26 protein-coding genes and 2 tRNA genes are annotated in these 26,616 nt (G+C 60.1%); 18 read left to right on the top strand and 10 right to left on the bottom strand.

The window, feature by feature from the left end; genetic code table 11:
- Positions 1-29: 29 nt before the first annotated feature.
- The 3 genes from arsD to BN1125_RS00995 all read right to left on the bottom strand — a co-directional run bounded on the left by arsD (position 30) and on the right by BN1125_RS00995 (position 1,368).
- A complete protein-coding gene (gene arsD / locus BN1125_RS01005) occupies positions 30-398 on the bottom strand; it encodes an arsenite efflux transporter metallochaperone ArsD (RefSeq protein WP_042009976.1) in 369 nt (122 codons plus the stop codon).
- 4 nt (positions 399-402) lie between these two features.
- On the bottom strand, positions 403-771 hold the full coding sequence (locus tag BN1125_RS01000; protein WP_042009974.1) for an ArsR/SmtB family transcription factor: 369 nt from the start codon (positions 769-771) through the stop codon (positions 403-405).
- A 198-nt stretch (positions 772-969) separates the two neighbouring features.
- Positions 970-1,368 (bottom strand): META domain-containing protein, encoded by a 399-nt coding sequence (locus BN1125_RS00995; RefSeq protein WP_042009972.1) that lies wholly within the window; start codon positions 1,366-1,368, stop codon positions 970-972.
- Positions 1,369-1,525: 157 nt separating this feature from the next.
- Here BN1125_RS00995 and BN1125_RS00990 point away from each other — a divergent pair, with 157 nt between their 5' ends.
- Complete coding sequence (locus tag BN1125_RS00990) at positions 1,526-2,005, top strand: hypothetical protein (protein WP_042009970.1); 480 nt, start codon at positions 1,526-1,528, stop codon at positions 2,003-2,005.
- Position 2,006: 1 nt separating this feature from the next.
- Here BN1125_RS00990 and BN1125_RS00985 read toward each other — a convergent pair whose 3' ends face one another.
- Together BN1125_RS00985 and BN1125_RS00980 are read right to left on the bottom strand one after the other, a co-directional pair.
- Positions 2,007-2,486, bottom strand: coding sequence for a putative 4-hydroxy-4-methyl-2-oxoglutarate aldolase (locus tag BN1125_RS00985; protein ID WP_042009969.1), 480 nt, complete (start codon positions 2,484-2,486; stop codon positions 2,007-2,009).
- A 52-nt stretch (positions 2,487-2,538) separates the two neighbouring features.
- Positions 2,539-2,946 (bottom strand): DUF3293 domain-containing protein, encoded by a 408-nt coding sequence (locus BN1125_RS00980; protein ID WP_084202216.1) that lies wholly within the window; start codon positions 2,944-2,946, stop codon positions 2,539-2,541.
- Positions 2,947-3,342: 396 nt separating this feature from the next.
- Between BN1125_RS00980 and arcA the strand changes: the two genes are divergently transcribed.
- The gene (gene arcA / locus BN1125_RS00975) at positions 3,343-4,062 is read left to right on the top strand and encodes a two-component system response regulator ArcA (protein ID WP_042009965.1); all 720 of its coding nucleotides are present in this window, start codon (positions 3,343-3,345) and stop codon (positions 4,060-4,062) included.
- 162 nt (positions 4,063-4,224) lie between these two features.
- Here arcA and BN1125_RS00970 read toward each other — a convergent pair.
- Together BN1125_RS00970 and BN1125_RS00965 are read right to left on the bottom strand one after the other, a co-directional pair.
- A tRNA-Gly gene (locus BN1125_RS00970) sits at positions 4,225-4,299 on the bottom strand.
- 15 nt (positions 4,300-4,314) lie between these two features.
- Positions 4,315-4,388 (bottom strand) — tRNA-Gly (locus BN1125_RS00965).
- A gap of 201 nt (positions 4,389-4,589) precedes the next feature.
- On the opposite strand from BN1125_RS00965, the gene cydD reads away from it, so the two are divergent.
- The 3 genes from cydD (at position 4,590) to rcsF (ending at position 8,629) form a co-directional block, all read left to right on the top strand.
- Entirely contained in the window at positions 4,590-6,359 is a 1,770-nt protein-coding gene (cydD, locus tag BN1125_RS00960) for a heme ABC transporter permease/ATP-binding protein CydD (RefSeq protein WP_042009963.1), read from the top strand.
- Complete coding sequence (gene cydC, locus BN1125_RS00955; protein WP_042009961.1) at positions 6,352-8,082, top strand: heme ABC transporter ATP-binding protein/permease CydC; 1,731 nt, start codon at positions 6,352-6,354, stop codon at positions 8,080-8,082. Before cydD ends, cydC begins: the two co-directional genes overlap by 8 nt.
- Positions 8,083-8,257: 175 nt before the next feature.
- Positions 8,258-8,629: an Rcs stress response system protein RcsF gene (gene rcsF / locus BN1125_RS00950; protein WP_042009959.1), complete on the top strand. Its 372-nt coding sequence runs from the start codon at positions 8,258-8,260 to the stop codon at positions 8,627-8,629.
- Positions 8,630-8,773: 144 nt separating this feature from the next.
- On the opposite strand, the gene BN1125_RS00945 is transcribed toward rcsF, so the two are convergent.
- The gene (locus tag BN1125_RS00945; protein ID WP_042009957.1) at positions 8,774-9,772 is read right to left on the bottom strand and encodes an NAD-dependent epimerase/dehydratase family protein; all 999 of its coding nucleotides are present in this window, start codon (positions 9,770-9,772) and stop codon (positions 8,774-8,776) included.
- A 212-nt stretch (positions 9,773-9,984) separates the two neighbouring features.
- Here BN1125_RS00945 and tsaA point away from each other — a divergent pair, with 212 nt between their 5' ends.
- The 6 genes from tsaA (at position 9,985) to BN1125_RS00915 (ending at position 15,285) form a co-directional block, all read left to right on the top strand.
- Positions 9,985-10,689, top strand: a complete 705-nt coding sequence (tsaA, locus tag BN1125_RS00940) for a tRNA (N6-threonylcarbamoyladenosine(37)-N6)-methyltransferase TrmO (RefSeq protein WP_042009955.1) — start codon at positions 9,985-9,987, stop codon at positions 10,687-10,689.
- A gap of 288 nt (positions 10,690-10,977) precedes the next feature.
- The gene (locus BN1125_RS00935; RefSeq protein WP_042009954.1) at positions 10,978-11,526 is read left to right on the top strand and encodes a cytochrome b; all 549 of its coding nucleotides are present in this window, start codon (positions 10,978-10,980) and stop codon (positions 11,524-11,526) included.
- Between the two features lie 447 nt (positions 11,527-11,973).
- Positions 11,974-12,648, top strand: coding sequence for a response regulator (locus BN1125_RS00930; protein WP_042009998.1), 675 nt, complete (start codon positions 11,974-11,976; stop codon positions 12,646-12,648).
- Positions 12,648-14,033 (top strand): ATP-binding protein, encoded by a 1,386-nt coding sequence (locus tag BN1125_RS00925; RefSeq protein ID WP_042009952.1) that lies wholly within the window; start codon positions 12,648-12,650, stop codon positions 14,031-14,033. The genes BN1125_RS00930 and BN1125_RS00925 overlap by 1 nt, the downstream gene beginning before the upstream one ends.
- A 181-nt stretch (positions 14,034-14,214) precedes the next feature.
- On the top strand, positions 14,215-14,694 hold the full coding sequence (locus BN1125_RS00920; RefSeq protein ID WP_230848197.1) for a TIGR00645 family protein: 480 nt from the start codon (positions 14,215-14,217) through the stop codon (positions 14,692-14,694).
- Between the two features lie 342 nt (positions 14,695-15,036).
- Positions 15,037-15,285 carry a DUF3297 family protein gene (locus tag BN1125_RS00915; RefSeq protein ID WP_042009948.1) on the top strand — a complete coding sequence of 83 codons (249 nt, stop codon included), beginning with the start codon at positions 15,037-15,039 and terminating at the stop codon, positions 15,283-15,285.
- 124 nt (positions 15,286-15,409) lie between these two features.
- Here the strand turns inward: BN1125_RS00915 and BN1125_RS00910 are convergent, their stop codons facing one another.
- Both BN1125_RS00910 and puuR read right to left on the bottom strand, forming a co-directional pair.
- A complete protein-coding gene (locus BN1125_RS00910; RefSeq protein WP_042009946.1) occupies positions 15,410-16,687 on the bottom strand; it encodes an NAD(P)/FAD-dependent oxidoreductase in 1,278 nt (425 codons plus the stop codon).
- 45 nt (positions 16,688-16,732) lie between these two features.
- Positions 16,733-17,269 carry an HTH-type transcriptional regulator PuuR gene (gene puuR, locus BN1125_RS00905; RefSeq protein WP_425283618.1) on the bottom strand — a complete coding sequence of 179 codons (537 nt, stop codon included), beginning with the start codon at positions 17,267-17,269 and terminating at the stop codon, positions 16,733-16,735.
- A 418-nt stretch (positions 17,270-17,687) separates the two neighbouring features.
- Between puuR and BN1125_RS00900 the strand changes: the two genes are divergently transcribed.
- From BN1125_RS00900 to bamJ, 7 genes are all read left to right on the top strand, one after another.
- Positions 17,688-19,151 carry an NAD-dependent succinate-semialdehyde dehydrogenase gene (locus BN1125_RS00900; RefSeq protein WP_042009942.1) on the top strand — a complete coding sequence of 488 codons (1,464 nt, stop codon included), beginning with the start codon at positions 17,688-17,690 and terminating at the stop codon, positions 19,149-19,151.
- A 205-nt stretch (positions 19,152-19,356) separates the two neighbouring features.
- Positions 19,357-20,652 carry a 4-aminobutyrate--2-oxoglutarate transaminase gene (gabT, locus tag BN1125_RS00895; protein ID WP_042009940.1) on the top strand — a complete coding sequence of 432 codons (1,296 nt, stop codon included), beginning with the start codon at positions 19,357-19,359 and terminating at the stop codon, positions 20,650-20,652.
- A 366-nt stretch (positions 20,653-21,018) separates the two neighbouring features.
- On the top strand, positions 21,019-22,368 hold the full coding sequence (locus BN1125_RS00890; protein WP_042009996.1) for an APC family permease: 1,350 nt from the start codon (positions 21,019-21,021) through the stop codon (positions 22,366-22,368).
- Positions 22,369-22,991: 623 nt separating this feature from the next.
- A complete protein-coding gene (locus tag BN1125_RS19205) occupies positions 22,992-23,132 on the top strand; it encodes a hypothetical protein (protein ID WP_167562297.1) in 141 nt (46 codons plus the stop codon).
- A complete protein-coding gene (locus BN1125_RS00885; protein ID WP_042009938.1) occupies positions 23,132-24,478 on the top strand; it encodes an APC family permease in 1,347 nt (448 codons plus the stop codon). The genes BN1125_RS19205 and BN1125_RS00885 overlap by 1 nt, the downstream gene beginning before the upstream one ends.
- A 307-nt stretch (positions 24,479-24,785) precedes the next feature.
- Complete coding sequence (locus BN1125_RS00880) at positions 24,786-25,934, top strand: sodium:phosphate symporter (protein ID WP_042009936.1); 1,149 nt, start codon at positions 24,786-24,788, stop codon at positions 25,932-25,934.
- Between the two features lie 174 nt (positions 25,935-26,108).
- Entirely contained in the window at positions 26,109-26,579 is a 471-nt protein-coding gene (gene bamJ, locus BN1125_RS00875; protein ID WP_042009933.1) for a BamJ family beta-barrel-assembly machinery protein, read from the top strand.
- The last annotated feature ends 37 nt before the right edge of the window (positions 26,580-26,616 follow it).

Genomic DNA, 26,616 nt, shown 5'->3' with positions numbered 1-26,616 from the left:
ACTCCCATTGCTGAATGACGCATCGCGACTCAGCAGCAACCGCTGCCAGCGCAGCAGCCGCCCTTGACGATCCCCTTGATGGCCGCTTGCGGCGCAGGCAGCCCGGCATAACGGGCCAGCTCGCTGCGGCTCGGGTAACGGCCGGTCAACACCACCTGCCCCTCCACCAGTACCAGCGGCAACCCCTCCTCCCCGGCGTGGGTCAGAAAGGCGCTGACGGCCGGCGTTTCGGCAAACTGCATCGGCTGCTGGGCCAGATTGAAACGCTCGATGGCAACTCCCTGCTCCTTGGCCCAGGCGAGGTCGGCTGCGAAGGTGACCAACGCCTGATCAACCTCGGTGCCACAAACACCACTGGAGCAGCAGAGGGCGGGATCAAAAATCTGAATGGAGGACATGGCATTACTCCTTGTTGCAGCAGGGCTGCGCAGGCAGAACATGGGGGGAGCAGGCTGACTCGGCGCGCATCATGCCGCACGCCTCGGGATGACCGGCGCAGCACTCCTCGGTAAGATAGGCGATCACATCCAGCATCAGGGGAATATTGGCGCGGTAGCGCAGAAAGCGCCCCTCCTGCTCCACCGACAGCAGACCGGCATTGAGCATCGCCTTGAGATGAAACGAGAGGGTGTTGGGGGCAATATCGAGCTCGCTGGCCAGTTCGCCCGCAACCCGCCCCTCCAGCCCGGCCTTCACCAGCCGCCGCCACACATCGAGCCGGATGCCGGATGCCAGCGATTCAAAGACCTTGGTGGCCATCTCTTTGTTCATCTTCACTCCCCTTGGTGCGACCTTTCATTTCAACTATACAAGAAACATTGAAATGATCAATTTGCAGACGTTATTTTCTGCCATGATGCAAAGGGAGAGCAAAAGAGCCGGGAAGAGAAACGTGGAAAGAATTGCTGCGGGTGAAACAGAGACGCCCTCCGGCAGGGAGAGCGTCAGCCAAGGGTCTGCAACTGACTCTTACTTGGTCACGGGAACGGCGTTGAAGGTGAGCAGGGCAGCCTTGGTGGCATCGCTCAGGGTCAGCTGGTTGCCCTTGATGGCATAGGTGGCCACCTTCTCAAGCTTTTGCAGGTATTCCATCTCTTTGTTTATCTCGTCGCCGCTGCACATCATGCGGGTGGCCCCCATGGCACCCAGCGTCAACACACCGTCCCCCTGCTGGGTGATACCGCCAAAATAGCGATTGCAGCCCCCTTTGCCCATCACTTTGCCATCAGCAACTTGTAGGGTGAAGGTGTCGCCGCTAGCGCCTTGCAACTGCCAGCTGGATGCTTGCAGCTGAGTCATGGTAGAACCGGTCGCCATTGCGCAGCCTCCCAGTGCCAGCGCGGCCAGCAGAGTCAGTTTTTTGTTCATGGATTCACCTCTTAATGATTAGCGCCATCAATACGGCAGCCTGTTTATCATGGCTGGCGTAACAGCCAAAAGACTTTATTGTGATCGCTCTTCACTTTACTACCCGCTGGCATGTGCCATGCTTGAGTTCGGTTCCGGACCCAGGGAGGGGAAACGAATGGTCAAATCGTTCATCATCACACTGCTGGCATCCTTCGCCAGCGTGGCCGCGCAGGCTGCCGACTGGGATCTCTTCCAGCAGAGTTCAGACCCCTCACTCTACGTCAAAAGTTACTCCGGGGTACTGCTCAACAGTCATAGCCATCACAGCGACAGTTTTGATCTCTGGCTGGTCAATAGCGGTTATCAATATCCGGTAGTGGATGATGTGATCCTCTTTATGGAGGCGGGCCCGGGAGTGTCAGATCAGAATCGCACATCCGGTTTCAATATGAGCTCGGGGGTGCGCTACCAGCTCTCTCCGGCATTCAATATCGGCAGCCAGATCAAGCGTCTTGATCTCAATAAGGCCAGCACCTTGCTGGAGCTCAACTCCAGCCTGCTGCTGACCCCCGGACTCTCCCTCACCGCCAACTATGGCGTCAGTACCATCACCGCCGATCAGGCACTGACGCTGGGCGTCGGCTTCAACTTCTGAATCAGATAAGCGGCGTGGCACTCACCACCACGCCGTTGCGATCCGCATAGACGTAATCCCCTTCGTGAATCTTCACGCCGGCAAAGCTGACCACAGCCCCCAGCTCTCCCAATCCCCGCTTCTCGGTCTTGACCGGACAGGCAGCCAGCGCCTTAACCCCGAGCGCCAGGGTCGCCAACGTGCCCACATCACGCGCCGCGCCGTGGATCAGGATACCCTCCCAGCCTTGCTCCACCGCCTTGACCGCCAGCTGATCACCCAGCAGCGCGCGGCGCAGCGAGCCGCCGCCATCGATCACCATCACCTTGCCGTGACCGGGGCGGGTCACCAGATCCCGTACCAGACTGTTGTCTTCATAACAGGAGAGCGTTACGGCGCGACCATAAAAGATCGCCTTGCCGCCAAAATCCTGAAACACGGGGTCGGCCACTTGCAACAAGTCGCCATGTTGATCGCAGAGGTCGGGCAGTAGATCCAGCATGATTTAATTCCTTTCAGATGCATGCAGATGCATGTAGGTGTTCATTCTTTCATCAGGCAGGGTGTCTGACAATCCAGAAGGATTCAATGTCGCCCAGACAAACAGCTGACTGACCTGTCAATGCTGGCACCAGCCAGAGCCGCCCCCCCGCCACCCAGTAGATGGCATTCTGGCCAAAACGCGCCGCCACCTGACGGGCTTGCGGCAGGGAGATCGCCACCGCCAGCGATGACTCCTGCCAGCGCTCGTCCGGGTCGGATCCCCAAAATGGCCCCTGCACGGGCACCTGTAAATCCACGGTCAGATGGCGTAACAGCGCCCGTTCCCGCCGCCGATTGCGCCGTTCAGCGACCCACCTGCTGGCCGGGTTCCAGGCCGTAACAATGGCAAACTCGGGCCAGGGCGGAGGCTCAAATGGCGCGATAAAACAGATTTTCTTGTAGTTTTCCCACAAAATCATGTCAATCACATGTTACATTCCATTACATTTTTAAGGGACGAAAAAGGGGTTAAGGCCAAGTATGATGCAGCTGTGCCCGGGTTTGACCTATATCAAAACAGGGTTAAAAAGTTGCTATCTGACGGCAAAGAGTGTTGTTATGCTCCTGTTAACTGATAAAATACGGCCACTTTCGTAATGGACGACCTTTCCAGGCTCTGCTCGACCAGACTTGTCGGGAACCTATAAGTGGCACAGGGATACTTGCCGGTACTGATGCCTAATTCGCGATATTCCGACCTGACCCTCATACCCAGGATGACGTAATTAATTTTCAGGATTAGTCAGAAAATCGGTTTGAAACGCCAAAGAGTGTTAAATTTAAGATAATTAACTGATAAGAATCTGGGAATACTCATGCAAACACCACACATTCTGATCGTCGAAGACGAGCTGGTCACACGCAATACCCTGAAAAGCATTTTCGAAGCGGAAGGCTACGTCGTACTCGAAGCCAACAATGGCGACGAAATGCACCAGGCCCTCACATCCCACACCATCAATCTGGTGATCATGGACATCAACCTGCCGGGCAAGAATGGTCTGCTGCTGGCCCGTGAACTGCGTGAGAACGACAACATCGCCCTGATGTTCCTGACCGGTCGTGACAACGAAGTGGACAAGATCCTGGGTCTGGAGATCGGTGCCGATGATTACATCACCAAGCCGTTCAACCCGCGCGAACTGACCATCCGTGCCCGCAACCTGCTGAGCCGCACCATGAACGTGGCTGCCGGTGGCGAAGAGAAGAAACTGGTTGAGCGCTACCTGTTCAACGGCTGGGCACTGGATATCAACAGCCGCGCACTGGTCAGCCCGACTGGCGACATGTTCAAACTGCCGCGCTCCGAGTTCCGCGCCATGCTGCACTTCTGCGAAAACCCGGGCCAGATCCAGACCCGTGCCGAGCTGCTGAAGAAGATGACCGGCCGTGAGCTCAAGCCACACGACCGTACCGTTGACGTGACCATCCGTCGCATTCGCAAGCACTTCGAAAGCGTTAACGATACTCCGGAGATCATCGCCACCATCCACGGCGAAGGCTACCGTTTCTGTGGTGAGCTGGAGCAGGAATAAGCTCCCGCGACGCTGTTGATCTGAAAAGGCGCCTTGGGCGCCTTTTCTGTCTCTGCGGTTTGCCTTAAAAGCTGAGAAACCGTGAGCGTGACGTCTGACGGCGCACAAGACAGATGAAAAACAAAAAGCCCACTCGCAGGAGTGGGCTTTTGGTTTTGAAGCTGGAGCGGGCAGCGGGAATCGAACCCGCATCATCAGCTTGGAAGGCTGAGGTAATAGCCATTATACGATGCCCGCCTGGCATCTGAAATTTGGAGCGGGTGATGGGAATCGAACCCACGTATGCAGCTTGGGAAGCTACCGTTCTACCATTGAACTACACCCGCGTCAGGGCTCTTACTATATGCATTTTGCCGCCGAGCGCAATGGCGTCTTTGCCACTTTTTTCAATAAATCAATCTGTTCGGACAAGGATTGAACAGACGGTTGCTTTTTCAATCAAACATTTTCAACACAGATAATTTACAAGGTTGCCAAGGCCAAACGGCAAGGATAGTCTTGCGCCACTCGACGCGAGGATGGTGGTAATGGATAAAAAAACGCAAAAACGTCTCTATGGCTGGTTGCGCAAGCAATCGAGTTACGGTCGCCGCTGGATCACGATATCCATCGCTTTTGGCCTTGGCCAGGGCATTCTGATGGTGGCGCAAGCCTGGCTGCTGGCGACCCTGTTGCACGGCTTTATCATCGAAGGCTCAACGCCTGAGCAATCCATCACATTCTTTATTACCCTGCTGCTGGTGACGCTTGGCAAGGCGGCGCTGGCCTACGGCCGCGAAGTGGCCAGCTTCAAGGCGGGCAGCGCGGTGCGCCAGACCATCCGCCAGCTGGTGCTCACTCGCTTGAGTCGCCTCGGCCCTGCCTATATCCAGCGCCGTCCGGCCGGTAGCTGGGCCAGCCTGCTGCTGGAACAGATTGAAAACATGCAGGATTTCTTCTCCCGCTATCTGCCGCAGATGGCCATCGCCGTCTTTATTCCGGTGGTCATTCTGGTGGCCGTGTTCCCGGTCAACTGGGCGGCGGGTCTGATCCTGCTGGGCACTGCCCCCCTCATCCCCATCTTTATGATCCTGGTGGGTGTGGGCGCCGCCGATGCCAACCGCCGCAATTTTCAGGCGCTGGCCCGTCTCTCCGGCCACTTCCTCGATCGCCTGAAGGGGCTGCGCACGCTGCAACTTTTTATGCGCACCCAGGCGGAAGGTGACGCCATTCGCGACGCCTCGGAAGATTTTCGTGAGCGCACCATGGAGGTGCTGCGCCTGGCGTTTTTGAGCACCGCCGTGCTGGAGTTCTTCGCCGCCATCTCGGTAGCGCTGGTCGCCGTCTACTTCGGCTTCTCTTATATCGACCATCTGAACTTTGGTAACTATGGGGTCAAGGTCACCCTCTTTACCGGCCTGTTCGTGCTGTTTCTCGCCCCCGAGTTCTACGCCCCGCTGCGGGAACTGGGTGCCCACTATCACGCCAAGGCGCAGGCTATCGGCGCTGCCGAGCAGTTGCTTGAATTCCTCGAAGCCGAGGTGAGCGAACCTGCCGCAGGCACTGCGCCGTTCCATGCCGACAGCCCCATCAAGGTAGAAGCCAAAGGGCTTGAAGTGCTGAGCGCCGAAGGCAAGGTGCTGGTCGGCCCCATCGATTTCACCCTGGAGGCTGGTGCGCGCACTGCCCTCATCGGCGTCAGCGGCGCAGGCAAGAGCTCGCTGGTCAACGCCCTGCTCGGCTTTGCCCCCTATCGCGGTGAGCTCAAGGTCAACGGGCAGGAGCTCGCCACCCTCGACATGAGCCAGTGGCGCCTGCAACTGGGCTGGCTCTCGCAAAACCCGCAGCTATTCCACGCCTCCTTGCGTGACAACCTGCTGCTGGCCAAACCGACGGCCAGCGACGCCGAGCTGGAAGATGCCCTGAAACGGGCGCAAGCGTGGGAATTTGCCATGGAGAAGGGGCTTGACTATCCGGTCGGCGATCAGGCTGGCGGCCTCTCGGTCGGTCAGGCCCAGCGCCTCGCACTGGCGCGCACCCTGCTCAAATCAACCCAGCTGATGGTGCTAGACGAACCGACCGCCAGTCTGGATCGCCACTCCGAGCGCGCCATCATGACCACCCTCGAGCAGGCGATGGCTGGCCAGACCCTGCTGATGATCACCCACCGCCTCGACCAGCTCACCAAGATGGACAATATCCTGGTGCTGGCCCGCGGCCAGCTGGTGGAGCAAGGCAACTTCCAGCAACTTAGTTCTGGGCAGGGGCCTTTTGCCCGCCTGCTCTCCCAACGTTCCGGAGGTTCTCTCGATGAGTGATCTGTTGCCGTTTCTGCGCCTCTATCGCCAACACTGGCTCAGCCTCACCATTGGTTTGCTGCTGGCGCTGGTGACCCTGGCCGCCGGCATGGGACTACTCTCCCTCTCCGGCTGGTTCCTCTCCGCCGCCGCCGTGGCGGGGATGACCGTTGCGACGACCCATGCCTTTAACTACATGACCCCCGCTGGCGGGGTGCGCTTCTTCTCCATCATCCGCACCGCCGGTCGCTGGGGTGAGCGGGTAGTGAGCCACGATGCCACCTTCCGGGTGCTGACCCGGTTGCGGGTCTGGTTCTGGCAGAAACTCTCGCCGCTCTCCACCGGTACCCTGGCCGGTTTCCGTCAGGCGGATCTGCTCAACCGACTGGTGGCAGACATCGATGCGATGGATCACGTCTATCTGCGGCTGATCACCCCCATAGGCGCGGCCCTGCTCAGCACCGCCGGACTGGTCTTATTCCTGTCGTTTTTCGACAGCCGTCTCGCCCTCACCCTGGGTGCCATTCTGCTGTTTGGCATGATTGCCCTGCCGCTGGTGTTCTACTTCCTCGGCCGTCGCCCCGGTCAGGCGCTGATTGCCGAAAAATCGACCCTGCGCACCCGGATGGTGGACTATCTGGATGGTCAGGCCGAGCTGCAGATGTTTGCCGCCGCCCCCAAGGCGCTGGTTGAGCTGCAACAAGCCGAACAGGCACTGCTCGTCGCGCAGGCCCGGATGGCCAAGGTGAGCGGGCTGGCCAACTTCTCGGTGCAACTGCTGAGCGGCTGGACCCTGACCCTGATGCTCTGGCTGGCTGGTCATGGTGTGGCGGGCGCTGCGCCCGACCCCATTACCGCATTGATGGTCTTTGCCACCCTGGCCAGCTTCGAGGCACTGATGCCACTGGCGGGGGCTTTCCAGCACCTCTCCACCAGCCTCACCTCGGCCCGTCGTTTGAACGAGATCCTGCAAGAGGCAAAAGCCCCCGTGTGGGGCGATGAGCAGACCCACGCCACCGCTGGCGCGCTGCAGATCAATGACCTCTATTTTGGCTACCCCGGCAACCCCCAACCGGTGCTGCGTGGCTGCACCCTGCAGCTGCATGCCGGTGAAAAGCTGGCGCTGTTGGGCCAGACCGGCTGTGGCAAATCGACCCTGATGGGGCTGCTGACCCGGGAGTGGAGCCCGCAGGCTGGCAAGATCCTGCTGGATGGCAAGCCGCTCACCGACTACAGCGAAGGGGCGCTGCGCGCCTCCATCTCGGTGGTGAGCCAGCGGGTGCATCTGTTTGCCGATACCTTGCGGGGCAACCTCAAACTGGCCGCCCCGACCGCCTCTGACGAACAGTTGATTGCGGTGCTGACCCAGGTCGGGCTGGCCAATCTGCTGGAAGATGAGGCGGGCCTTAACGCCTGGCTGGGTGACGGTGGCCGCCCCCTCTCCGGTGGCGAGCGTCGCCGTATCGGCATCGCCCGCGCCCTGCTGCACGATGCGCCGCTCTGGCTGCTGGACGAGCCGACCGAAGGGCTCGACAGTCAGACCGAGCGGGAGATCATGGACCTGCTGTTCCGGCTCGGGGCAGATCGCACCTTGCTGCTCATCTCCCACCGCTTGCTGGGGATGGAACAGATGGACCGGATTGCCCTGATGGAAGAGGGACAGATCCGCCTCTGCGCCCCTCATGACGAGCTGCTGGCGGATGATTACTATCGCAGCCTCTATCAGCGGCTGGCTCCGGTTTGATATCAGCCTGATATCAGGCTGATGGGGGTCACACCCTGACACACGGGCGCAAAACAGGGGCTGGTCGCCGCAGGTGGCTGGCCCCTATAATGTCCCCCTCATTATTCAACAAGATGCCGACATGGAGCGCCTGCGCATTTCTACTGTCCTCATCACCGACACAAGATACGAGACGATGAAACGCCTGATCCTGATGATGCCCCTGATTGCCTCCGGCTGTGCCAACTACGCCTTCAACAGCAATCTGGATAAAGAGAATTTCGACGAATATTTCAAACCCGGTAGCGTGCGCATCTATGAACAGGATGAGCTGGCTGACCTCAACTACCTCTACCTCGGCACCATCGAGGGTGAATCCTGCCAGGCCGATGCCAACCAGCCGGTACCCAACGCCGGTGAAGCGCGCACCCTGGCCCGCCGCCGCGCCGCCGACATGGGGGGCAATGGCGTCACCATCGACAAGTGCGCCGAGTTCACCGACACCCCGGGCTGCCTGAAACAGGTGATCTGCTACGGGCAGGCACTGAAAGTGGCCGAAGAGAAGTAAGTTGCAACCATGGCTCTTGCCATCGTTCGGCAACCATCAGGCATGGATAGACAGAGAGGGCATCCCGCGGGATGCCCTCTCTCGTTGTGTTCGCACCTGCCGCGCCACACTCGGTAGCAGCGGCACGATAAGCACACCAATCTCTTATAGCACGCAGGGCTCCAGTAACTGCTGCCGCAGCGAAGCCTCCTCGGCCTGAGTCATGGCATTCGCCGCCACCCCGGCGGCAGGCTCGATAGCCAGCCAGTGGGCAAGATCGGCGGCGGTCTCCTCCAGCGGCCGAAAGTTCAATCCCTTAACGATGGCAGCCTCGGCGCTTATAGCGCCATAACCGGCGAACTCCGCCTGCGCGCAGGGCAGCAGAGTGGGATAGCTCTGCCAGGGCTCGATACCGGCTGCCATCAGGGTCGACCAGGGCAGCCACTCGGGCTGGATGGGGCTGGCTGGCTGCAACCGGGCGCTCAGCCGCTCCAGCCAGTCGCTCAGGGGAATGCCGGGTTTGAGCAGGTTGAAGCTGCCCCCCAACTGCTGCTCGGCCGCGCGCAGCACAAACTCGGCGCAGTCGCGCACATCGAGATACTGCAAGCGATCCTCGCCACTGCCCGGCAACAACCAGGGCCCGCCCTGCTGCACCCGCTTAATCCACCAGGCCATGCGCCCAGTGGGATCATGGGGGCCGCACAGCACGCCCGGGCGCAAGATGCAGAGCCGCTCGCCCCAGCAGGCGCGGTACTCCTGCTCGCACAATACCTTGAGGGGGCCATAGTCGCTGGGCATTTCACCCGCGGGGATAGGGTGCAGCGGCGCCGACTCGTCCATTCCGGGCATTGAGAAATCGCGATAGACGCTGATGGTGGAGATAAAGATCAGCCGTGCGCAGCGCCCGAGCAGGGCCGCCGAGAGGCTCGCCGCCTGCTCGGGGCGATAGCAGCAAGTGTCGATAGCGAGATCCCACTGCAACCCGGCCCCTTGCAGGGCGCTCAGGCTGTTGTCCCGGTCGCCGGTGAGCTGCACCAGATCGCGCCAGTCCGGATGCTGGTGCAGGCCACGGTTGAACAGAGTCACTTCATGGCCCCAATCCAGCGCCAGCGCGGTGAGGTGGCGCCCCAAAAAGCCGGTGCCACCGATAATCAGCAGTTTCATCCCTCTCCCTCCTCCTTCGGCGCGAGTGCGCACATTTCATCCTGACACGCCAATGCCTCCACCCTACGCAACTCGGCGCGCGGGCACAGCCCCCGACTGGCCGGGATGGGACAGGGATCACGGCAGCGTCGCAGAAAAGGGCGTACCGAGGCCAAACCTGCGTTTTGGGGCCGCCTGTGCTAAATTGCCGGGGTTTTCAGTCAGGATCCGCCATGAAGTTCGAAATCGACACCCTCGGGATCATTCGCTCTCCCTACAAGGAGAAGTTCGCCATCCCCCGCCAGCCCGGTCTGGTCAAATCGGCCCGCGCCCGCCTCGAGCTGCTCCCTCCTTACGATCAGCCGGATGTGCTGCGCGGTATCGAGCAGTTCTCCCATCTGTGGCTCAGCTTCGTCTTTCACCAGACCATGGCGCAGGGCTGGCACCCGACTGTGCGCCCGCCGCGCCTTGGCGGCAACGAACGGGTCGGCGTCTTTGCCACTCGCTCCACCTTCCGCCCCAATCCGCTTGGCCTGTCGGTGGTCGAGCTGTACGGGATCGGTCGTGAGCGGGGCAAGCTGTGGCTGGAGCTGGGAGCGGTGGATCTGCTCGATGGCACCCCCATCGTCGATATCAAACCCTACATTCCCTATGCCGACAGCCTGCCGGATGCCCGTGGCGGCTTTGCCCCCGACGCGCCCACCCCGCCGCTGGCGGTGAGCTTCAGTGCCGGGGCCGAGCAGCAGTTGCAACCCTGGCTCAAGGCCCATCCCGAGCTGCGCCAGCTGGTGAGCGAAGTGCTGGCGCAAGATCCGCGCCCCGCCTACAAGAAGGGCAAGCCCGATGAGAAGGAGTACGGGGTGCGGCTGTTTGACTGCAACGTCCGTTTTCGCATCAGCGAACCGGATTGCGTGGTGCTGGCCATCGAGCCCGCCTGAACCTTGGCGGGCCGACATCACTGATGCTATTTCACGCCTTCTTCACGTCACAAGGGGCTTAATGGGCCTGTAAATTGTGTGGCATTGATCAGACTATCCACCCGGTTGCCAGTGATACCATGCAGACAGTTGAGGGCATCTCCTCTCTGACTGATGCCAGCGGCAGGCTATCGATGCATGGCAAGCATGGTAGCCAGGCTTTTGCCGCCAAAGGATCAGGCCTCGCCCCGACACGTTTGAGTGCGGGGATGCCACACGGATGTGACAGCACTTCGAAGGAACAAACTTATGCTGATGAACAGTGAACAACGTTATGGCACCCTGAATATCGGGCTGCACTGGCTGACCCTGTGGGCCATGATCGCCGTCTACGGCCTGATCGAATTTCGCGATATCTTCCCCAAAGGGGACCCGGGCCGGGATCTGATGAAGGAGTGGCACTTTATGCTGGGGCTGCTTCTCTTCGCCCTGGTGTTTGTCAGACTGGCCCTGCGCTGGATGAGCCCGACGCCCCGTATCGTGCCCGAGCTCTCCCCGGTCATGCACACGCTGGCAAAACTGGCCCACCTCGCCCTCTACGGTTTTCTCATTCTCACCCCGCTGTTTGGCTGGCTTTTACTGAGCGCCGCGGGCAAGCCCATCCCCTTCTTCGGGCTTGAGCTGCCTGCCCTGCTCTCCCCCACTCCGGACTTCAAGGGGCTGATCAAGGAGGTGCACGAGACGCTGGGGAATATCGGTTACGCCCTGATCGGCCTGCACACGGTGGCGGCTCTCTATCACCACCATATTCTCAAAGACAACACCCTCACCAATATGCTGCCACCGCGCCGCAGTTAGCCAAAGTTAACAGGTAACAGGTACATGCAGAGGGGGCCATTTTGGCCCCCTCTTGTTAGCCGAATGGCGGTTATCCTAACAACCGCCACCTGCACTTGCCTGCCACCGCGGGCTGGGACCAGCCGACAACGTTGCTGCCCTTGCTGATGGAGAGACTGCCCCCCTGCAGAGCCAGACAATATAGAGGACGTTACCGCGCTCACGCTGTTGCAGTCGCGCCAACAGCCTCCCGGCCATCTCTCTCATCACATCAAACCTTTCGCAGCATGGCTGCCGGCCAGCATGCCATCGATAACACAGAACCATGGTTAAACGACCCGTTGGCACGAACTCTGAAGTCCCACTGATTCAGTCCCGATACAGGCGCTGCGCGATAGGATTCGAATTGACTCAAAGCGACATACACTTTCTAATTGGCAGCCTGGATCCCCTATGACCGCTCACATCATGAAAATTCTGTTGGTCGAAGACGACAAGCTGCTCAATCACCACCTCTCTTCTCTGCTGACCGAAGCCAACAATCAGGTCTACAGCACCGATCAGGCAGGAATTGCACTGCACTATGCCGCTGACTACCCCATTGATGTGGCGATCATCGATCTCGGTCTGCCCGATATGGACGGCTTGCAATTGATCCGCCAACTGCGCGAGCGGCAGATCCCCTTCCCCATCATTGTGCTGACCGCCCGTGGCAACTGGCAGGACAAGGTGGAAGGACTGGAGGCGGGGGCTGATGACTATCTGGTCAAACCGTTCCAGAAAGATGAGTTGCTGGCCCGCCTCAATGCCCTGATGCGCCGCAGCGCCGGTTTTATCTCGCCCAAGGTGAAGGCCGGTGAGTACGAGCTGGATCTCTCCCGCAAGGAGCTGACCATCGCCGGAGAAGTGGCGGTGCTCACCAGCTTTGAATACCTCATTCTGGAGTACCTGATGCGCAACGCCTGTCAGGTGGTCTCCAAACAGCAACTGCTCGACCAGCTCTATGGCGATGGCGAAGGGGATCCCAACACCATCGAGGTCATGGTGAGCCGCCTGCGCAAAAAACTGGATCCGGAAGGAACGATTCAACCCATCTCCACCATCCGGCGTCAGGGTTACATCTTCAACCTCTCCTGTAACTGATGCTGTTTCATCTGCCGCGACCCATCAAGATGATCCGCAGCTCCCTACACATCAAACTGCTGCTCAGCTCGTTGCTGGCCATCGCGCTGATCATGGGGTTTGCCGTCTACGCCCTCTACCTCGGCCACGTCGAGGAGCAGAGCCAGAAGGCCAGTGCCCGGATGCAGGAGAACCTGGCCAAGATCTTCTCCTACACCGAGCCGGACGACCGGGGGGGGATCGTCGAGCTGGGGCGGATATCCCGCAATGCGGGCGATCGCAACCTCGACACCCTGATCTGCCGCGCCGATGGCGAACTGGTCTGGTCGAGCCTCCATATGCCGGAGGTGATCAAGGCCAAACAGACCATTTGCGGCGATCTGATGAAGTATCTGGGGGAGATGGATCTCGACTATTTCTTCAAGAAGCACACCATCAAGAATGGCGAGAGCTACTTTGTCTACAGCCTGCGCTTTATCCGCAATCCCGGCAGCGGTACCACCGCCTACTACGTGGTGATGTTCGACTCGGCCAAACGCTATCATGCAGAGTCGCGCACCTACCTCTACCAGACCGCCAAACAGGCGCTGCTCGCCTATATGCTGCTGGCCGGGCTGCTGCTGCTCACCACCTTCTGGAGCCTCAGTTCCCTGCGCACTATCGCCCATCAGATCGACGATATCCGGGCCGGCAAGCGCGATGACCTCTCAAGCGATTTTGAACGGGAGCTGGCCCCGCTGACCGACTCCATCAACCAACTGCTGGAGAACGAACGCCAGCAGACCCTGCGCTACCAGCACGCCCTCAACGATCTCGCCCACAGCCTGAAAACCCGGCTGGCGCTGATCCAGATCACCACCCGCGAAGTGAAGCTGGGGCGGGAGATCCACGATAATATCAACGAGCAGATCCTCACCATGGATCAGATGATCCAGTATCAGCTCAGACGGGCCGTGACCGGCCGCCAGCGCCTCGCCAGCAAGGGTTGCGAGCCGGTGCCGCTGATTGAAAAACTGCTGGCCAGCCTGACCAAGGTCTATCGCCACAAGAAGCTGCAAACCCACTTCAAGTTCGATGATGACGCCCTCTTCCACGGCGAACAGGGCGACCTGATGGAGCTAATGGGCAACCTGCTCGACAACGCCTGCAAGTTTGCCATCAGCGAAGTGAAGGTGACGGTGCGCCGCCATCTCGAGCGGCTGCGCATCGAAGTGGAAGATGATGGCCCGGGTATCGACCCGGCCAAATCGGAGCAGATCTTCCAGCGCGGCGTGCGGGCTGACAGCTCGCCGGGTCAGGGCATAGGTCTGGCAGTGGTGACCGAAATCGTTCACAGCTACGGCGGCCAGATCCGGGTCGATGAATCCCCCCTCGGCGGCGCCCGCTTTACCCTGGATCTGCCCTGACAATGAATGGGCCCGGCCACGGGCCCTCTGCCGCCCTCCACAGGGTTGGAAAATCGCCCCCTGATACCGTCCAATTCGGCAATATGCTATCGAGATGCTTGAGATGTGATGTATCTCGGTTAAGCTATCGCCGACTCGTTTGTTAACCATTTGATGGACCGGTAATCGCACTATGGAAAACATGTTTGAAAGATTGATGTACGCATCCCGCTGGATCATGGCCCCCATCTATCTTGGGCTCAGCCTTATACTGCTGGCACTGGGAGTGAAATTCTTTCAGGAGATCCTCCATATCCTGCCCAACATCCTGGAGATGAAAGAGGTGGATCTGGTGCTGGTCACACTGTCGCTGATCGATATCACCCTGGTGGGGGGACTTATCGTGATGGTGATGTTTTCCGGCTATGAGAACTTCGTCTCGCGCCTCGATGTGGGGGATGAGGGCGACAAACTGGTGTGGCTCGGCAAGCTCGATGCTGGCTCCCTGAAAAACAAGGTCGCCGCCTCCATTGTCGCCATCTCCTCCATTCACCTGCTCAAGGTGTTTATGAATGCCGAAAACCTCCCCAACGACAAGATCAAGTGGTACCTGCTGATCCACATCACCTTTGTCCTCTCCGCCTTCGCCATGGGCTACCTCGACAAGCTGACCCGCAAATAGGAGTCCGCCTGCGATAGACGATATGCCCGATAACACGACATGGTTCGGGCATATCGTGCGACCACTCTTCATTGTCGAGGCCACGATGATCCGCCCATTATCTGCTCTCGATCTGGACGGTCGAGCGGGTCCGGCGCGTCTATTCCCACAACGGGTTCAAAGAGGGTAAACAGCCGTTGTGCGAGCATGGCGGCCACCCCGAGAGGGTGATGCATTGGCAACGGGATTAAGCGGGCCGCCAGTATCGATGGCGGGTACCCTTTGCCTGTTGTTTGGCCGCCTTGAATGCCATGGCGGCATTCTCTACAATGACCCACTTTTTATTCATTTCGGGTTATATCGATGAGCGATACCAGCACCAAACCGGCTCTGCCGGATCACCTCTCCTGCAATCCCCGTAGCCCTCACTATGTGGCCGCCTGCTTCGAGCACCCGATCGGTATTCGCCTGAACGGCAAAGAGCGTACCGATGTCGAGGAGTACTGCATCAGCGAAGGCTGGGTGAAGATCCCCTCCCCCAAGGCGCTGGATCGCCGTGGTCAGCCCATCCTGCTCAAGCTCAAGGGCACCGTTGAAGCCTTCTACAGCTAAACAGCGCGCTGCCGTTTGATAAACAACCAGGCCACCCTCGCGGTGGCCTGGTTGTTTCTGGTCGGTGTGCTGGCATCTGCGCGCCCATCGCTGCCAGCGGCTTACATCTCTTGCTGGAGTGCCCTTATACCCCCAAGCGGTCGCGCAGGGTGTACCAGGCGGCACCGGCAGCGGTGAAGGGGATGCGGAACAGCCGGCCACCCGGGAAGGGGTAGTGGGGCAGTTTGGCAAAGGCATCGAAGCGCTCTGCCTGACCGCTCAGCACCTCTGAGAGCAGCTTGCCCGCCAGATGGGTACAGGTGACGCCGTGACCGCTGTAGCCCTGCATGTAGTAGATGTTGGGGCCGATGCGACCAAATTGCGGCAGCCGCGACAGAGTGAGCAGGAAGTTGCCGGTCCAGGTGTACTCCACCTTGACCCCCGCCAGTTGCGGGAAAGTTTTCAGCATCTTGGGGATGATCAGCCGCTCGATGTCCGCCGGATCCCGCGCCCCATAGACCACGCCACCACCATAGAGCAGCCGGTGATCGCCGGAGGTACGGTAGTAGTCGAGCAGGTAGTTGCTATCTTCCAGACAGTAGTTCTGCGGCAACAGGGAGCGGGCCCGCTCCTCCCCCAGCACCTCGGTAGCGATCACCTGGGTGCCGCAGGGCATGCTCTTGCCAGCGAGTTCGGGCACTAGGTTGCCAAGGTAGGCGTTGCCCGCCACCACCACAAAGCGTGCCTTCACCGCCCCCTTGGCGGTCTTGACCAGTCCTGGCTGACCCGGGGTGATGCTGGTGACGGCGGATTGTTCGAAGATCTGCCCCCCCTGCATGCGGATCGCTTCCGCCTCCCCCAGGGCCAGATTGAGGGGGTGAATATGACCACCACTCTTGTCGAGCAGTGCACCGACGTAGCGATCGCTCGCGACCACCTCGCGCACCCCCTTGGCATCAAGCAGCTCCAGCTTGTCGTTGCCCCACTTCTGCCAGCGGGCATATTGGGATTTGAGCTCGTGGAACTGCTTCTCGGTCTCGGCGGCAAAGACGCCCCCCTCCTGTAGATCGCACTGGATGTTGTAACGCTTGATGCGCTCGCGGATGATCTGGCCCCCTTCAAACAGCATGGAACCGAGCAGCCTGGCATGATCCGGTGGGCAGTTCGCTTCTATGGTGTCGATGTCGCGGCTATAGGAATTGACGATCTGGCCGCCGTTGCGGCCGCTGGCGCCAAAGCCGACCCGGGCCGCCTCCAGCACCACCACCTTGTAGCCCTTCTCTACCAGATGCAGGGCGCTGGAGAGGCCGGTATAGCCCGCCCCGATGACGCAAACATCGCACTCCAATTGTTCGGTTAGCGTTGGAAAAGGTGCGTGTTGATTGACACTGGCTGCGTAGTAACTGTTTACATGTTCGGTCATGATCCTGTTTCCTTACCGGTTTGACTGGCAAACCCTATTCCAAGATTAAAAACTGGCCGGGGTATGGGCGCTAACGATGCGACAGGTCTGCCCCGACGGATTACTGAAGCTGTGGGGCTCGCCGGTGTCGATCACATAGCTGTCGCCCGCCTCCAGCTGATAACTCTCTCCTGCCACGGTCAGGATCACCGAGCCCTCCAGCACGGTGCCCACCTCCTCCCCCAGGTGCGTGACCTGACCACCGGTGTCGGTGCCGGGGGGATAGGTCTCCAGCATAAAACCGAGCTGGCGACGGTTGTTCCCGTTGTGCACCAGCTTCATGGAGACCCCCTGGCTGCCCAGCTCGATAAGCTGTTCGGCCTTGATCACCACCTGTGGCGGATGGCTCTGCTCTTCTTCGGCAAAAAAGCGTGACAGGGGGAGACCGTAGACGGTGAGCAGTTTTTGCAACGAAGCGACTGATGGGCTCACTTTATCCTGTTCGATCATGCAGATGGCGCCATGGGTCAGGCCGCTCAACTCCGCCACCCGCCGTTGGGAGAGCCCAAGCTGATGGCGGACCGCCGCCAGCCGCTCCCCCATACTCGCCTGCAACACAGCCCCCTGACCGGAGCGGCCACTGCTACTCCGGGCTGGCGCCCCGCTCATGGCAGGCCTCCGCCATCGATTCCCTTGTCACGTTGGTACATAGGCACCTCCCTGTTGCCACTGGTTAAAATAGCGGACCAGCCATGGCATGGCCGTTTGCCATCTTGCACAAGCCATCTGTTCATTATTTTGCACACCGTTTCCCATACGATACCCTGTTCGTCTGGTTAAACTGCACTACACAGCCTATTTTCTAGCATGCAGCACACCAATAATTCAAATATATTTAACACTTGAAAAACATCCAAGCTCAATTTATGGTCTCTCTGTGCTTATTATTTTATACGGCAGCAGTACAGGATGAGCCGCATCATCGCCACCTTGCTGCCAGGTTTCATCATCGAGGCTTGCCATGTCCGCTACCAGTTCCAATCTAAGCTTGATCAAATCCCGCGCCTATATCGGTGGTCACTGGTGCGACGCCGCCAGCGGCCGCACCTTTGAGGTGACCAATCCCGCCAGCGGGGCCGTCATTACCCAGGTCCCGGATATGGATGCCGAGGATACCCGCCGCGCCATCGCCGCCGCCCACGCGGCGCAACCCGCTTGGGCGGCGCTGACCGCCAAGGAGCGCAGCAACAAACTCTACGCCTGGTTTAGTGCCATCACGGCCCACACCGACGAACTGGCCCGCATCATGACCTGCGAGCAGGGCAAGCCGCTGGCCGAAGCCAAAGGAGAAGTGGCCTACGGCGCCAGCTTCATCCAGTGGTTCGCCGAAGAGGGCAAGCGCGCCTATGGTCGCACCATCCCGGGTTTTAGCGGCGATCGCCGATTGGCCACCATCAAGCAGCCGGTGGGGGTGGTCGCCGCCATCACCCCATGGAACTTCCCCATTGCCATGATCACCCGCAAGGCCGGTCCGGCGCTGGCCGCCGGTTGCACCATCGTCATCAAACCGGCCGCCGAAACCCCGCTCTGCGCCCTGGCGCTGGCGGTGCTGGCCGAGCAGGCAGGCATCCCGGCCGGTGTCATCAATATCGTTACCAGCCATCAGGCGAGCTCGGTGGGCAATGAACTGTGTAACAACCCTGTGGTACGCAAGCTCTCCTTTACCGGCTCCACCCGCATCGGCAAGCTCTTGATGCGCCAGTGCGCCGACACCATGAAGCGCCTCTCGCTGGAGCTGGGTGGCAACGCCCCCTTTATCGTCTTTGACGATGCCGACCTCGACGCCGCTGTGGCCGGGGCGCTCGCCTCCAAATACCGCAACGCCGGTCAAACCTGCGTCTGCGCTAATCGCATTCTGGTACAGGCCAGCGTCTACGACGCCTTCGCCGAGAAGCTGACTGCCGCCGTCAAGGCTTTCAAGGTGGGAGATGGCATGACGGAAGGCACCCAGATTGGCCCGCTCATCAACCCGGCCGCCGCCAGCAAGGTGGCCGAGCTGGTGCAGCAATCGGTCGCCGCGGGTGCCGAGGTGCTGCTGGGGGGAGAAGCCCATCCCGCCGGCCCCCTCTTCTACCGCCCCACCATTCTGGGCAAGGTAGCCAAGGACAATCCCATCCTGCAGGAGGAGATCTTCGGCCCGGTCGCCCCGCTGGTGCGTTTCGAGACGGAAGCCGAGGCCATCGACCTGGCCAACGACACCCCCTATGGTCTGGCCGCCTACTTCTATGGCCGCGATATCGCCCGGGTGTGGCGCGTCGCCGAGCGGCTCGAATACGGCATGGTGGGCATCAACGAGGGGATCATCTCCACCGAGCTGGCCCCCTTTGGCGGCATCAAGGAGTCGGGTCTGGGCCGCGAAGGGGCTGCCGAGGGGCTGGAGGAGTACCTCGAGACCAAATACCTCTGCTTTGGCGCCATCCGCTAGACAGGATAACGATCACCCCACCGACCTTCCCTTCACAAGGGATGGCGCAAACCCAGCCATCCCGCCCCATGGGAAGGGCATGGGCGGGGTCTGGCCAGCCTGCCAAGGCTTGCCACCACATGAATCAAGGACGAAGTGAGCGCTCCCGCCCGGGAGGCTCGCCAACACTCAAGAGAGGGGGCAAATGCCCCCGCAGGGAGGAAAAATGAGTCATTCAGAGAACCAGTCAAACCAGGCCTGGCAGGCCCGCCGTGAAGCCGCCGTGGTCAACGGCGTCGGCACCCTGCTGCCGGTCTTTATCGACAAGGCGCAGAATGCCGAGCTGTGGGACATCGAGGGCAACCGCTACATCGATTTCGCCTCCGGCATCGCCGTGCTCAACACCGGCCACAACCACCCGAAAGTGGTGGCAGCGGTGCAGGCCCAGCTGGAGAAATTCAGCCACACCTGCTTCCAGGTTACCCCCTACCCCGGCTATATCGAGCTGGCGGAAAAGTTGAATGCCCTGGTACCAGGACAAAGCACCAAACGCACCCTATTCCTCTCCACCGGCGCCGAGGCGGTGGAGAACGCCATCAAGATCGCCCGCGCCCACACCGGCCGCAGCGGCACCATCGCCTTCAAGGGGGGCTTTCACGGTCGCACCATGATGGGGATGGCCCTGACCGGCAAGGTGGTGCCCTACAAGACCGGCTTTGGCCCCTTCCCCGGTGAGGTCTACCACATCCCCTTCCCCGCCGACTATCTGGGGGTGAGTGAAGAGGATGCCCTGCACGCCCTTGAGCTCTGCTTCAGCGCCGACATCGAGCCGAGCCGGGTGGCTGCCATCATCCTCGAACCGGTTCAGGGCGAGGGTGGCTTCTATCCCGCCTCCCCGCGCTTTATGCAGAGCCTGCGCCGCATCTGCGATCAGCATGGCATTCTGCTGATTTGCGACGAGATCCAGAGCGGTTTTTGCCGCACCGGCAAGACCTTCGCCACCGAGTATGCCGGCATCGAGCCGGACATCATGACCCTGGCCAAGAGCCTGGCTGGCGGTTTCCCCCTCTCCGCCGTGGTGGGCAAGGCAGAGATCATGAACTCGGCCAAGCCGGGTGGTCTGGGCGGCACCTATGCCGGCTCCCCCATTGCCTGCGCCGCCGCCCTGGCGGTCCTGGAGGTGATCGAAGAGGAGCAGCTCAACCAGAAAGCGCAAGCCCAGGGCGAGCAGATCAAGGCAGGATTGCAGCGCATAGCCGAGCGTTTTGACTGCATAGGTCAAATTCGCGGCCCCGGTGCCATGGTGGCCATGGAACTGGTGAAGCAGCGCGATGCAGCCCAGCCGGATCCCGACCTCACCAAGCGCCTGGTGGCCGAGGCGGGCAGGCGCGGTCTGGTCCTGTTGTCATGCGGGGTGCGCGCAAATGTCATCCGTTTTCTCGCCCCCCTGACTGCCCCTGCGTCCGTGATTGACGAAGGGCTGCAAATCCTTGAAACGTCACTGGAGGCCGTGCTGGGCTGACCAGCATGAAAGTGACCGCTGACCATTGCAAATAAATGCAATTTTGCCCCTTTTCTCGCTTGTCAAGGGAGCCCTGCAAATGCACAATGCGCGGCCACTGAAAGTACCGGTGCAGCCTTAGCGGCATCGGTACTTTTTTCACAGTGAACAAATCCATAAACGAGGCCGGATCACCCCCGGAAAAGATAGCGAGATTGGCAGCAATCTCCCGACACCACATTCTGTGAGGAACAACATGGGGCATCTCTATGCTTTCCTGCCGGCTCTGGCCGGCGCGCGCCACACCGGCGCCCTTGATTCCCGGGCATCAATCCCGGTTTCGTTGATGGAGTGTGCCGTCCTGGCACCACGTGAGGAACAGGCATGATGAACGCCCAACCGGTTGGTCTGAAAAAGACCCTGAAACTGTGGCAGGTCGTGGTCATGGGCCTTGCCTACCTCACCCCCATGGCGGTCTTCGACACCTTCGGCATCGTCACCGAGATCACTGACGGTCATGTGCCGACCGCCTATCTGTTTGCCCTGATGGGCATGCTGTTCACTGCACTGAGCTATGGCCATCTGGTACGCAAGTTCCCGTCGGCCGGTTCCGCCTATACCTATGCCCAGAAGGTGTTCCATCCCTATGTAGGCTTTATGGTGGGCTGGACCTCCCTGCTCGACTACATGTTCATGCCGATGATCAACATGTTGCTGGCCAAGATCTATCTGGAGGCCCTGTTCCCGAACGTGGAGCCCTGGACCTACATCTTCGGTCTGGCGGCGGTGATGACGGCCCTCAACATGCGCGGCATCAAGCTGGTGGCCAACTTCAACAGCCTGATCGTCATCTTGCAGTTCAGCATCATTGCCGTCTTCATCGGCCTGATCGCCTGGGGCGTCCACAACGGTGAAGGACTGGGAACCGTGGCCAGCAGCCGTCCTTTCTTCTCCGAGCAGATCAACATCTCGCCGCTGTTGATGGGGGCCTCCATCCTCTGTCTGTCGTTCCTCGGTTTTGATGCCATCAGCACCCTGTCGGAAGAGACCCCGGATGCAGATCGGGTGATCCCCCGCGCCATCGTGCTGACGGCGTTGATCGGTGGCGTGCTGTTTGTTTCCACCTCCTATTTCCTGCAGCTCTACTTCCCGGACATCTCCCGCTTCAAGCAACCGGATGCGGTACTGCCAGAGATCGCGCTCTACGTGGGTGGCACCTTGTTCCAGGCGGTGGTGCTGGTCTGCACTACGGTGGCCGTGCTGGCCTCGGGACTGGCCTCCCACGCCGGCGTGTCGCGCCTGCTCTACGTGATGGGGCGTGATCGCGCCCTGCCCGCACGCTTCTTCGGCTACATCCATCCGAAGTGGCAGACCCCGGCCTGCAACGTGCTGCTGGTGGGGGTGCTGGCTCTCTCCGCGGTATCATTCGATCTGGAGATGGCACTGGCGCTGATCAACTTTGGCGCCCTGGTGGCCTTCACCTTCGTCAATCTGGCGGTGATTGCCCACTTCTATGTGAAACTGGGCCGCAACAAGTGTCTGAAGGATCACCTGATTTACCTGCTGCTGCCGCTCTGTGGCGCCGCCTGCATCGGGGTGCTGTGGCTCAATCTGGAACCCGCTTCTTTCGAGCTGGGGCTGATCTGGGCGGCGCTGGGGGCCATCTACCTGTTCTTGCGCCTCACCGTGTTTCGCATCCCGCTGCAGCCTGCAGACAAGGTCGAAATTGCCCAGTGAGCGCGGAGTAGCCACCCCCTCATACAACACAAGGAGCCTGCGGGCTCCTTGTTATTTCTGCAAGAAGTGTGACTGATTTCAAATATCTACCCACCCTGGCCGATCGCTATGCCATGGCCTGGGCCAGATCGCGTCATGAGCCCAGTCATTAAAATGAATATTTATGCTGGCAAGCGTCTCTCCCTTTCCCCCCTCCCGCGCCCCTGCCAACCGATGAAATGGCTGGACTCGGTCGCGGGGAAACCGCGGCAAGTATGATCAGGATCAATATTGAGGCACCATGCACCCTGCAGCCCCAATTTGCCGGTGTTTCATACGCCATATGAAGGCTCCCCTTCCCCCCCGGAACAGGAGGCGTGGCCCGGGGACGCCTGCGGGGAGCAAGTGACCACTTACCTGCCTTGCGCGTATGCAAAAAAATGCGGTAATAGGCCCTTTTTTGCTTGTCAAGGGGGCTGACCAAATGCACAATACGCCGCCAATAAAAGGACCGATGTTCACTGCAACATCGGTTTTTCTATTTTGAAGAGCAGTACAAACCCATCACAAGAGGCCGGAACATTTCCGGAATTGATATTCGAGATTGCCAAACAATCTCCCGACGTTAAATCAAGAGGAATTACATGGGGCGTTTCAATGCTTTCCTGCCGGTACAGCCCGGTATGCGCCACCCCGGCGCCTTTGATCTGCAGGCTTGCGAGTTCCTCGTATCCCTGCGCTCGTTGCAAGCAGGTGCCGCGGCACTGATTGAGGAGAAAGCGTAATGGCATCGCAAAACGCCAAGCTGCTCAAGACCCTTACCCTGACACAAGTGATTGTGATGGGTCTGGCCTATCTGACCCCCATGGCTGTCTTCGACACCTTCGCCATCGTCGGTGACATCACCGAAGGCCGGGTCGCCACCGCCTACCTGCTTGCCCTCGGCGGCATCCTGCTCACTGCCCTCAGCTATGGCCACCTGGTACGCAAGTTCCCCTCTGCGGGGTCTGCCTACACCTATGCCCAGAAGGTGTTCAACCCCTACGTCGGTTTTATGGTCGGCTGGTCATCCCTGCTGGACTACATGTTCATGCCGATGATCAATATCCTGCTGGCCAAGATCTACCTGACCGCCATGTTCCCGGGTGTCGATCCCTGGATCTTCATCTTCGGCCTGGTGACCGTGATGACCTTCCTCAACCTGCGCGGCATCAACCTGGTGGCCAACTTCAACGGCGCCATCGTCTTTATCCAGCTCGCCATCATCATCGTCTTTATCGGCCTGATGGCGTGGGGCATTTATCACGGCGAAGGGGCCGCCACTCTGGTGAGCAGCCGGCCGTTCCACTTCGAGAGCGCCAGCATGGTGCCGCTCTTTACCGGTGCCACCATCCTCTGCTTCTCTTTCCTCGGTTTTGACGGCCTGAGCTCCCTCAGTGAAGAGACCCCGAACGCCGGTAAGGTGATCCCCAAGGCGATCGTGCTGACCGCCCTCATCGGTGGCGTCATCTTCGTGGTGGTCTCCTACTGCCTGCAGCTCTACTTCCCGGATCTGGCCCGCTTCAAGGAACCGGACGCCGTGCTGCCCGAGATCGCCCTCTACGTCGGCGGCACTCTGTTCCAGAGCATCGTCCTGGTCTGCACCACGGTCGCGGTACTGGCGTCCGGCATGGCGGCCCACGCAGGTGTCTCTCGCATCCTTTACGTGATGGGGCGCGACCGGATGATCCCGGAGCGGGTATTTGGCTACATCCACCCCAAATACCGCACCCCGGCCATCAACGTGCTGCTGGTCGGCGCCCTGGCCCTCTCCGCGGTGTCATTCGATCTGGATATGGCGCTGGCGCTGGTGAACTTTGGTGCCCTGGTGGCCTTCACCTTCGTTAACCTGTCGGTCATCGGCCAATTCTGGGTCCGCGAAAAGCGCAACAAGAGCCTGAAAGATCACCTGATCTACCTGCTGCTGCCGCTGCTTGGCGCCGCCACCATCGGCGCCCTCTGGATCAACCTGGAGCAGAGCTCCCTGGAGCTGGGCCTGATCTGGGCCGGTCTGGGGGCAACCTATCTATTCCTGCGTCTGGCGGTGTTCCGCATCCCGTTCCGCCAGTACGAGGAAGCGACTGACGCCTGATCCCTTGCGGATAACGGATAGACAAAAGGGGAGCCACTGGCTCCCCTTTTTGCTATTTGACGGGCTGAATATGGGCTCGACTATTGCCACTCTCCCGCACTTGCTTGGTCGGCAAGGAACAGACAGGGCGGATGGCGTCACCAGCCATATTTATCGCCATAACCATCATCTATTGGCGAGCAAACCACCAAAGCAAGTCATAAAACCATCATAAAAGTGTCACTTTGTCATATTTCTGTCATTTGCCACTGATTAAATGCCCGGGTCATCAACAACCCAAGACGGAACGACCGTCTCAAGAGGCTTTATGCAACACCATCACACCTTGTCACAGCCGCCCGCGACCCGCGCCCTGTTCAACTGGATGAGTGTCATCGCACTGGTCTACCTGATCCTGGTCGCCGTGGGTGCCATCTCCCACGGCTTCAAAGATTTCTCTGGCGGCGCCGAGGGCGCAGCCCAGATCTTCGCCTTTGCCAACAACCCCTTTGTCGCCCTGCTGCTCGGCATCCTGGCCACCGCGCTGGTGCAATCCTCCAGCACAGTCACTTCGGTGATCGTCGGTCTGGTGGCTGGCGGCCTGCCCATCGGCATGGCCATCCCCATGGTGATGGGGGCCAACCTCGGCACCACCATCACCAACTCCATCGTCTCCATGGGCCATGTGCGGGATCGCGCCGAGTTCCGCCGCGCCTTCGCCGCCGCCACCGTGCACGACTTCTTCAACCTGCTGGCGGTCTTCATCTTCCTGCCGCTGGAGCTGATGTTCGGCCTGCTGCAACACAGCGCCGAATGGCTGGCCAACCTGCTGGTGGGTTCTGCCAACATGTCGATGAAGGGTATGGATTTCATGAAGCCACTGACCGCACCGGCCCAGCAGTTGATCGACAGCGCCGTCGCCTTCCTGCCGGGCAAGGGCCCTGCCATCGCCACCATCGTCATCGGTATCCTGCTGATCCTCGCCTGCGTCACTTATCTGGGTAAAGTGCTGCAACAGGTGCTGGTTGGCCGCGCCAAAGAGGTGCTGCACAAGGCGCTGGGCCGTGGCCCGCTGACCGGCATCACCTCGGGCGCGCTGGTGACCATCATGGTGCAGTCCTCCTCCACCACCACCAGCCTGATGATCCCGCTGGCTGGCGGCGGCGTGTTCAGCACCCGTCAGCTCTACCCCTTCACCCTGGGGGCCAATATCGGTACCACCATCACAGCCCTGCTGGCTGCCACCGCCATCAGCGGAGCCGGTGCCCAGCTGGCCTTGACCATCGCACTGGTCCATGTGCTGTTCAACCTCTTCGCCGTGCTCATCATCTATGGCATCCCCTTCCTGCGTGACCTGCCGGTACGCGCCGCCGAAGGGCTGGCCCGGGTAGGCAGCGAGAACAAGCTGCTGGCTTTGGGTTATGTGGCGGGTCTCTTCTTTGCCCTGCCTGCCCTGATGATGGTGACCGCCAAGTAAGCGCTGCCATCATGACAAGGGGCGAGTCACTGACTCGCCCCTTTTTGCGTCTGCGTCACCGAGCTTTGCCTGCCTGCTCACATCCTCCCGCCCTGTGGCTCGCCATCAGAGGCGGTGCGCGATAAGATGGCGCCCTCATTGTACTTTTTACATTTCATGGAACAGGAAAAACCGATGAAATTCATACTGATCGCACTGCTCATTGCCGGTGTGGCCTACTACTTCTACGCCAGCAGCAACAACAAGAAGCTGGCGGCCGACAACGTGCGGATTGGCGCCGAGTTCCTCGCCAGCAACAAGGAGAAACCGCTGGTGACCACCACCGCCTCCGGCCTGCAGTACGAAGTGCTGACCCCGGGTACCGGCACCGTTCACCCCACCGCCACCAGCAAGGTGAAGGTGCACTACGAGGGCAAGCTGCTGGACGGCACCGTCTTTGACAGCTCGGTCGCCCGTGGCGAGCCCATCGAATTTGGCCTCAATCAAGTGATCGCCGGCTGGACCGAAGGGGTTCAGCTGATGGTGGAAGGTGAGAAGACCCGTTTCTACATCCCCGCCAACCTCGCCTACGGCGACCGTGCCGCGGGCAAAATCCCGCCGGGATCAGTCCTGATCTTCGACGTGGAGCTGTTGGGTATCCAGTAAGCGCACCATCAACAACAAGGCCAGCATCATGCTGGCC

The sequence above is a fragment of the Aeromonas fluvialis genome, assembly GCF_000819885.1.
Taxonomy (GTDB): Bacteria; Pseudomonadota; Gammaproteobacteria; order Enterobacterales; family Aeromonadaceae; genus Aeromonas; species Aeromonas fluvialis.
Note: the sequence above shows the minus strand (reverse complement) of the source record. Positions and strands in the feature narration are given on the sequence as shown.

Bases quoted from the DNA above. Each gene is read 5' to 3' on its own strand.
- BN1125_RS01000 (WP_042009974.1), bottom strand. From the start codon at position 771: ATGAACAAAGAGATGGCCACCAAGGTCTTTGAATCGCTGGCATCCGGC.
- BN1125_RS19205 (WP_167562297.1), top strand. From the start codon at position 22,992: ATGGGGCGTTTCAATGCTTTCCTGCCGGTACAGCCCGGTATGCGCCAC.
- BN1125_RS00880 (WP_042009936.1), top strand. From the start codon at position 24,786: ATGCAACACCATCACACCTTGTCACAGCCGCCCGCGACCCGCGCCCTG.
- tsaA (WP_042009955.1), top strand. From the start codon at position 9,985: ATGAAGTTCGAAATCGACACCCTCGGGATCATTCGCTCTCCCTACAAG.
- BN1125_RS00910 (WP_042009946.1), bottom strand. From the start codon at position 16,687: ATGACCGAACATGTAAACAGTTACTACGCAGCCAGTGTCAATCAACAC.
- rcsF (WP_042009959.1), top strand. From the start codon at position 8,258: ATGAAACGCCTGATCCTGATGATGCCCCTGATTGCCTCCGGCTGTGCC.
- cydC (WP_042009961.1), top strand. From the start codon at position 6,352: ATGAGTGATCTGTTGCCGTTTCTGCGCCTCTATCGCCAACACTGGCTC.
- BN1125_RS00915 (WP_042009948.1), top strand. From the start codon at position 15,037: ATGAGCGATACCAGCACCAAACCGGCTCTGCCGGATCACCTCTCCTGC.
- gabT (WP_042009940.1), top strand. From the start codon at position 19,357: ATGAGTCATTCAGAGAACCAGTCAAACCAGGCCTGGCAGGCCCGCCGT.
- BN1125_RS00935 (WP_042009954.1), top strand. From the start codon at position 10,978: ATGCTGATGAACAGTGAACAACGTTATGGCACCCTGAATATCGGGCTG.
- BN1125_RS00920 (WP_230848197.1), top strand. From the start codon at position 14,215: ATGTTTGAAAGATTGATGTACGCATCCCGCTGGATCATGGCCCCCATC.
- BN1125_RS00890 (WP_042009996.1), top strand. From the start codon at position 21,019: ATGAACGCCCAACCGGTTGGTCTGAAAAAGACCCTGAAACTGTGGCAG.
- BN1125_RS00945 (WP_042009957.1), bottom strand. From the start codon at position 9,772: ATGAAACTGCTGATTATCGGTGGCACCGGCTTTTTGGGGCGCCACCTC.
- BN1125_RS00900 (WP_042009942.1), top strand. From the start codon at position 17,688: ATGTCCGCTACCAGTTCCAATCTAAGCTTGATCAAATCCCGCGCCTAT.
- BN1125_RS00990 (WP_042009970.1), top strand. From the start codon at position 1,526: ATGGTCAAATCGTTCATCATCACACTGCTGGCATCCTTCGCCAGCGTG.
- arcA (WP_042009965.1), top strand. From the start codon at position 3,343: ATGCAAACACCACACATTCTGATCGTCGAAGACGAGCTGGTCACACGC.
- BN1125_RS00980 (WP_084202216.1), bottom strand. From the start codon at position 2,946: ATGATTTTGTGGGAAAACTACAAGAAAATCTGTTTTATCGCGCCATTT.
- bamJ (WP_042009933.1), top strand. From the start codon at position 26,109: ATGAAATTCATACTGATCGCACTGCTCATTGCCGGTGTGGCCTACTAC.
- BN1125_RS00885 (WP_042009938.1), top strand. From the start codon at position 23,132: ATGGCATCGCAAAACGCCAAGCTGCTCAAGACCCTTACCCTGACACAA.
- BN1125_RS00985 (WP_042009969.1), bottom strand. From the start codon at position 2,486: ATGCTGGATCTACTGCCCGACCTCTGCGATCAACATGGCGACTTGTTG.
- BN1125_RS00995 (WP_042009972.1), bottom strand. From the start codon at position 1,368: ATGAACAAAAAACTGACTCTGCTGGCCGCGCTGGCACTGGGAGGCTGC.
- BN1125_RS00925 (WP_042009952.1), top strand. From the start codon at position 12,648: ATGCTGTTTCATCTGCCGCGACCCATCAAGATGATCCGCAGCTCCCTA.
- cydD (WP_042009963.1), top strand. From the start codon at position 4,590: ATGGATAAAAAAACGCAAAAACGTCTCTATGGCTGGTTGCGCAAGCAA.
- BN1125_RS00930 (WP_042009998.1), top strand. From the start codon at position 11,974: ATGAAAATTCTGTTGGTCGAAGACGACAAGCTGCTCAATCACCACCTC.
- puuR (WP_425283618.1), bottom strand. From the start codon at position 17,269: ATGGGGGAGCGGCTGGCGGCGGTCCGCCATCAGCTTGGGCTCTCCCAA.
- arsD (WP_042009976.1), bottom strand. From the start codon at position 398: ATGTCCTCCATTCAGATTTTTGATCCCGCCCTCTGCTGCTCCAGTGGT.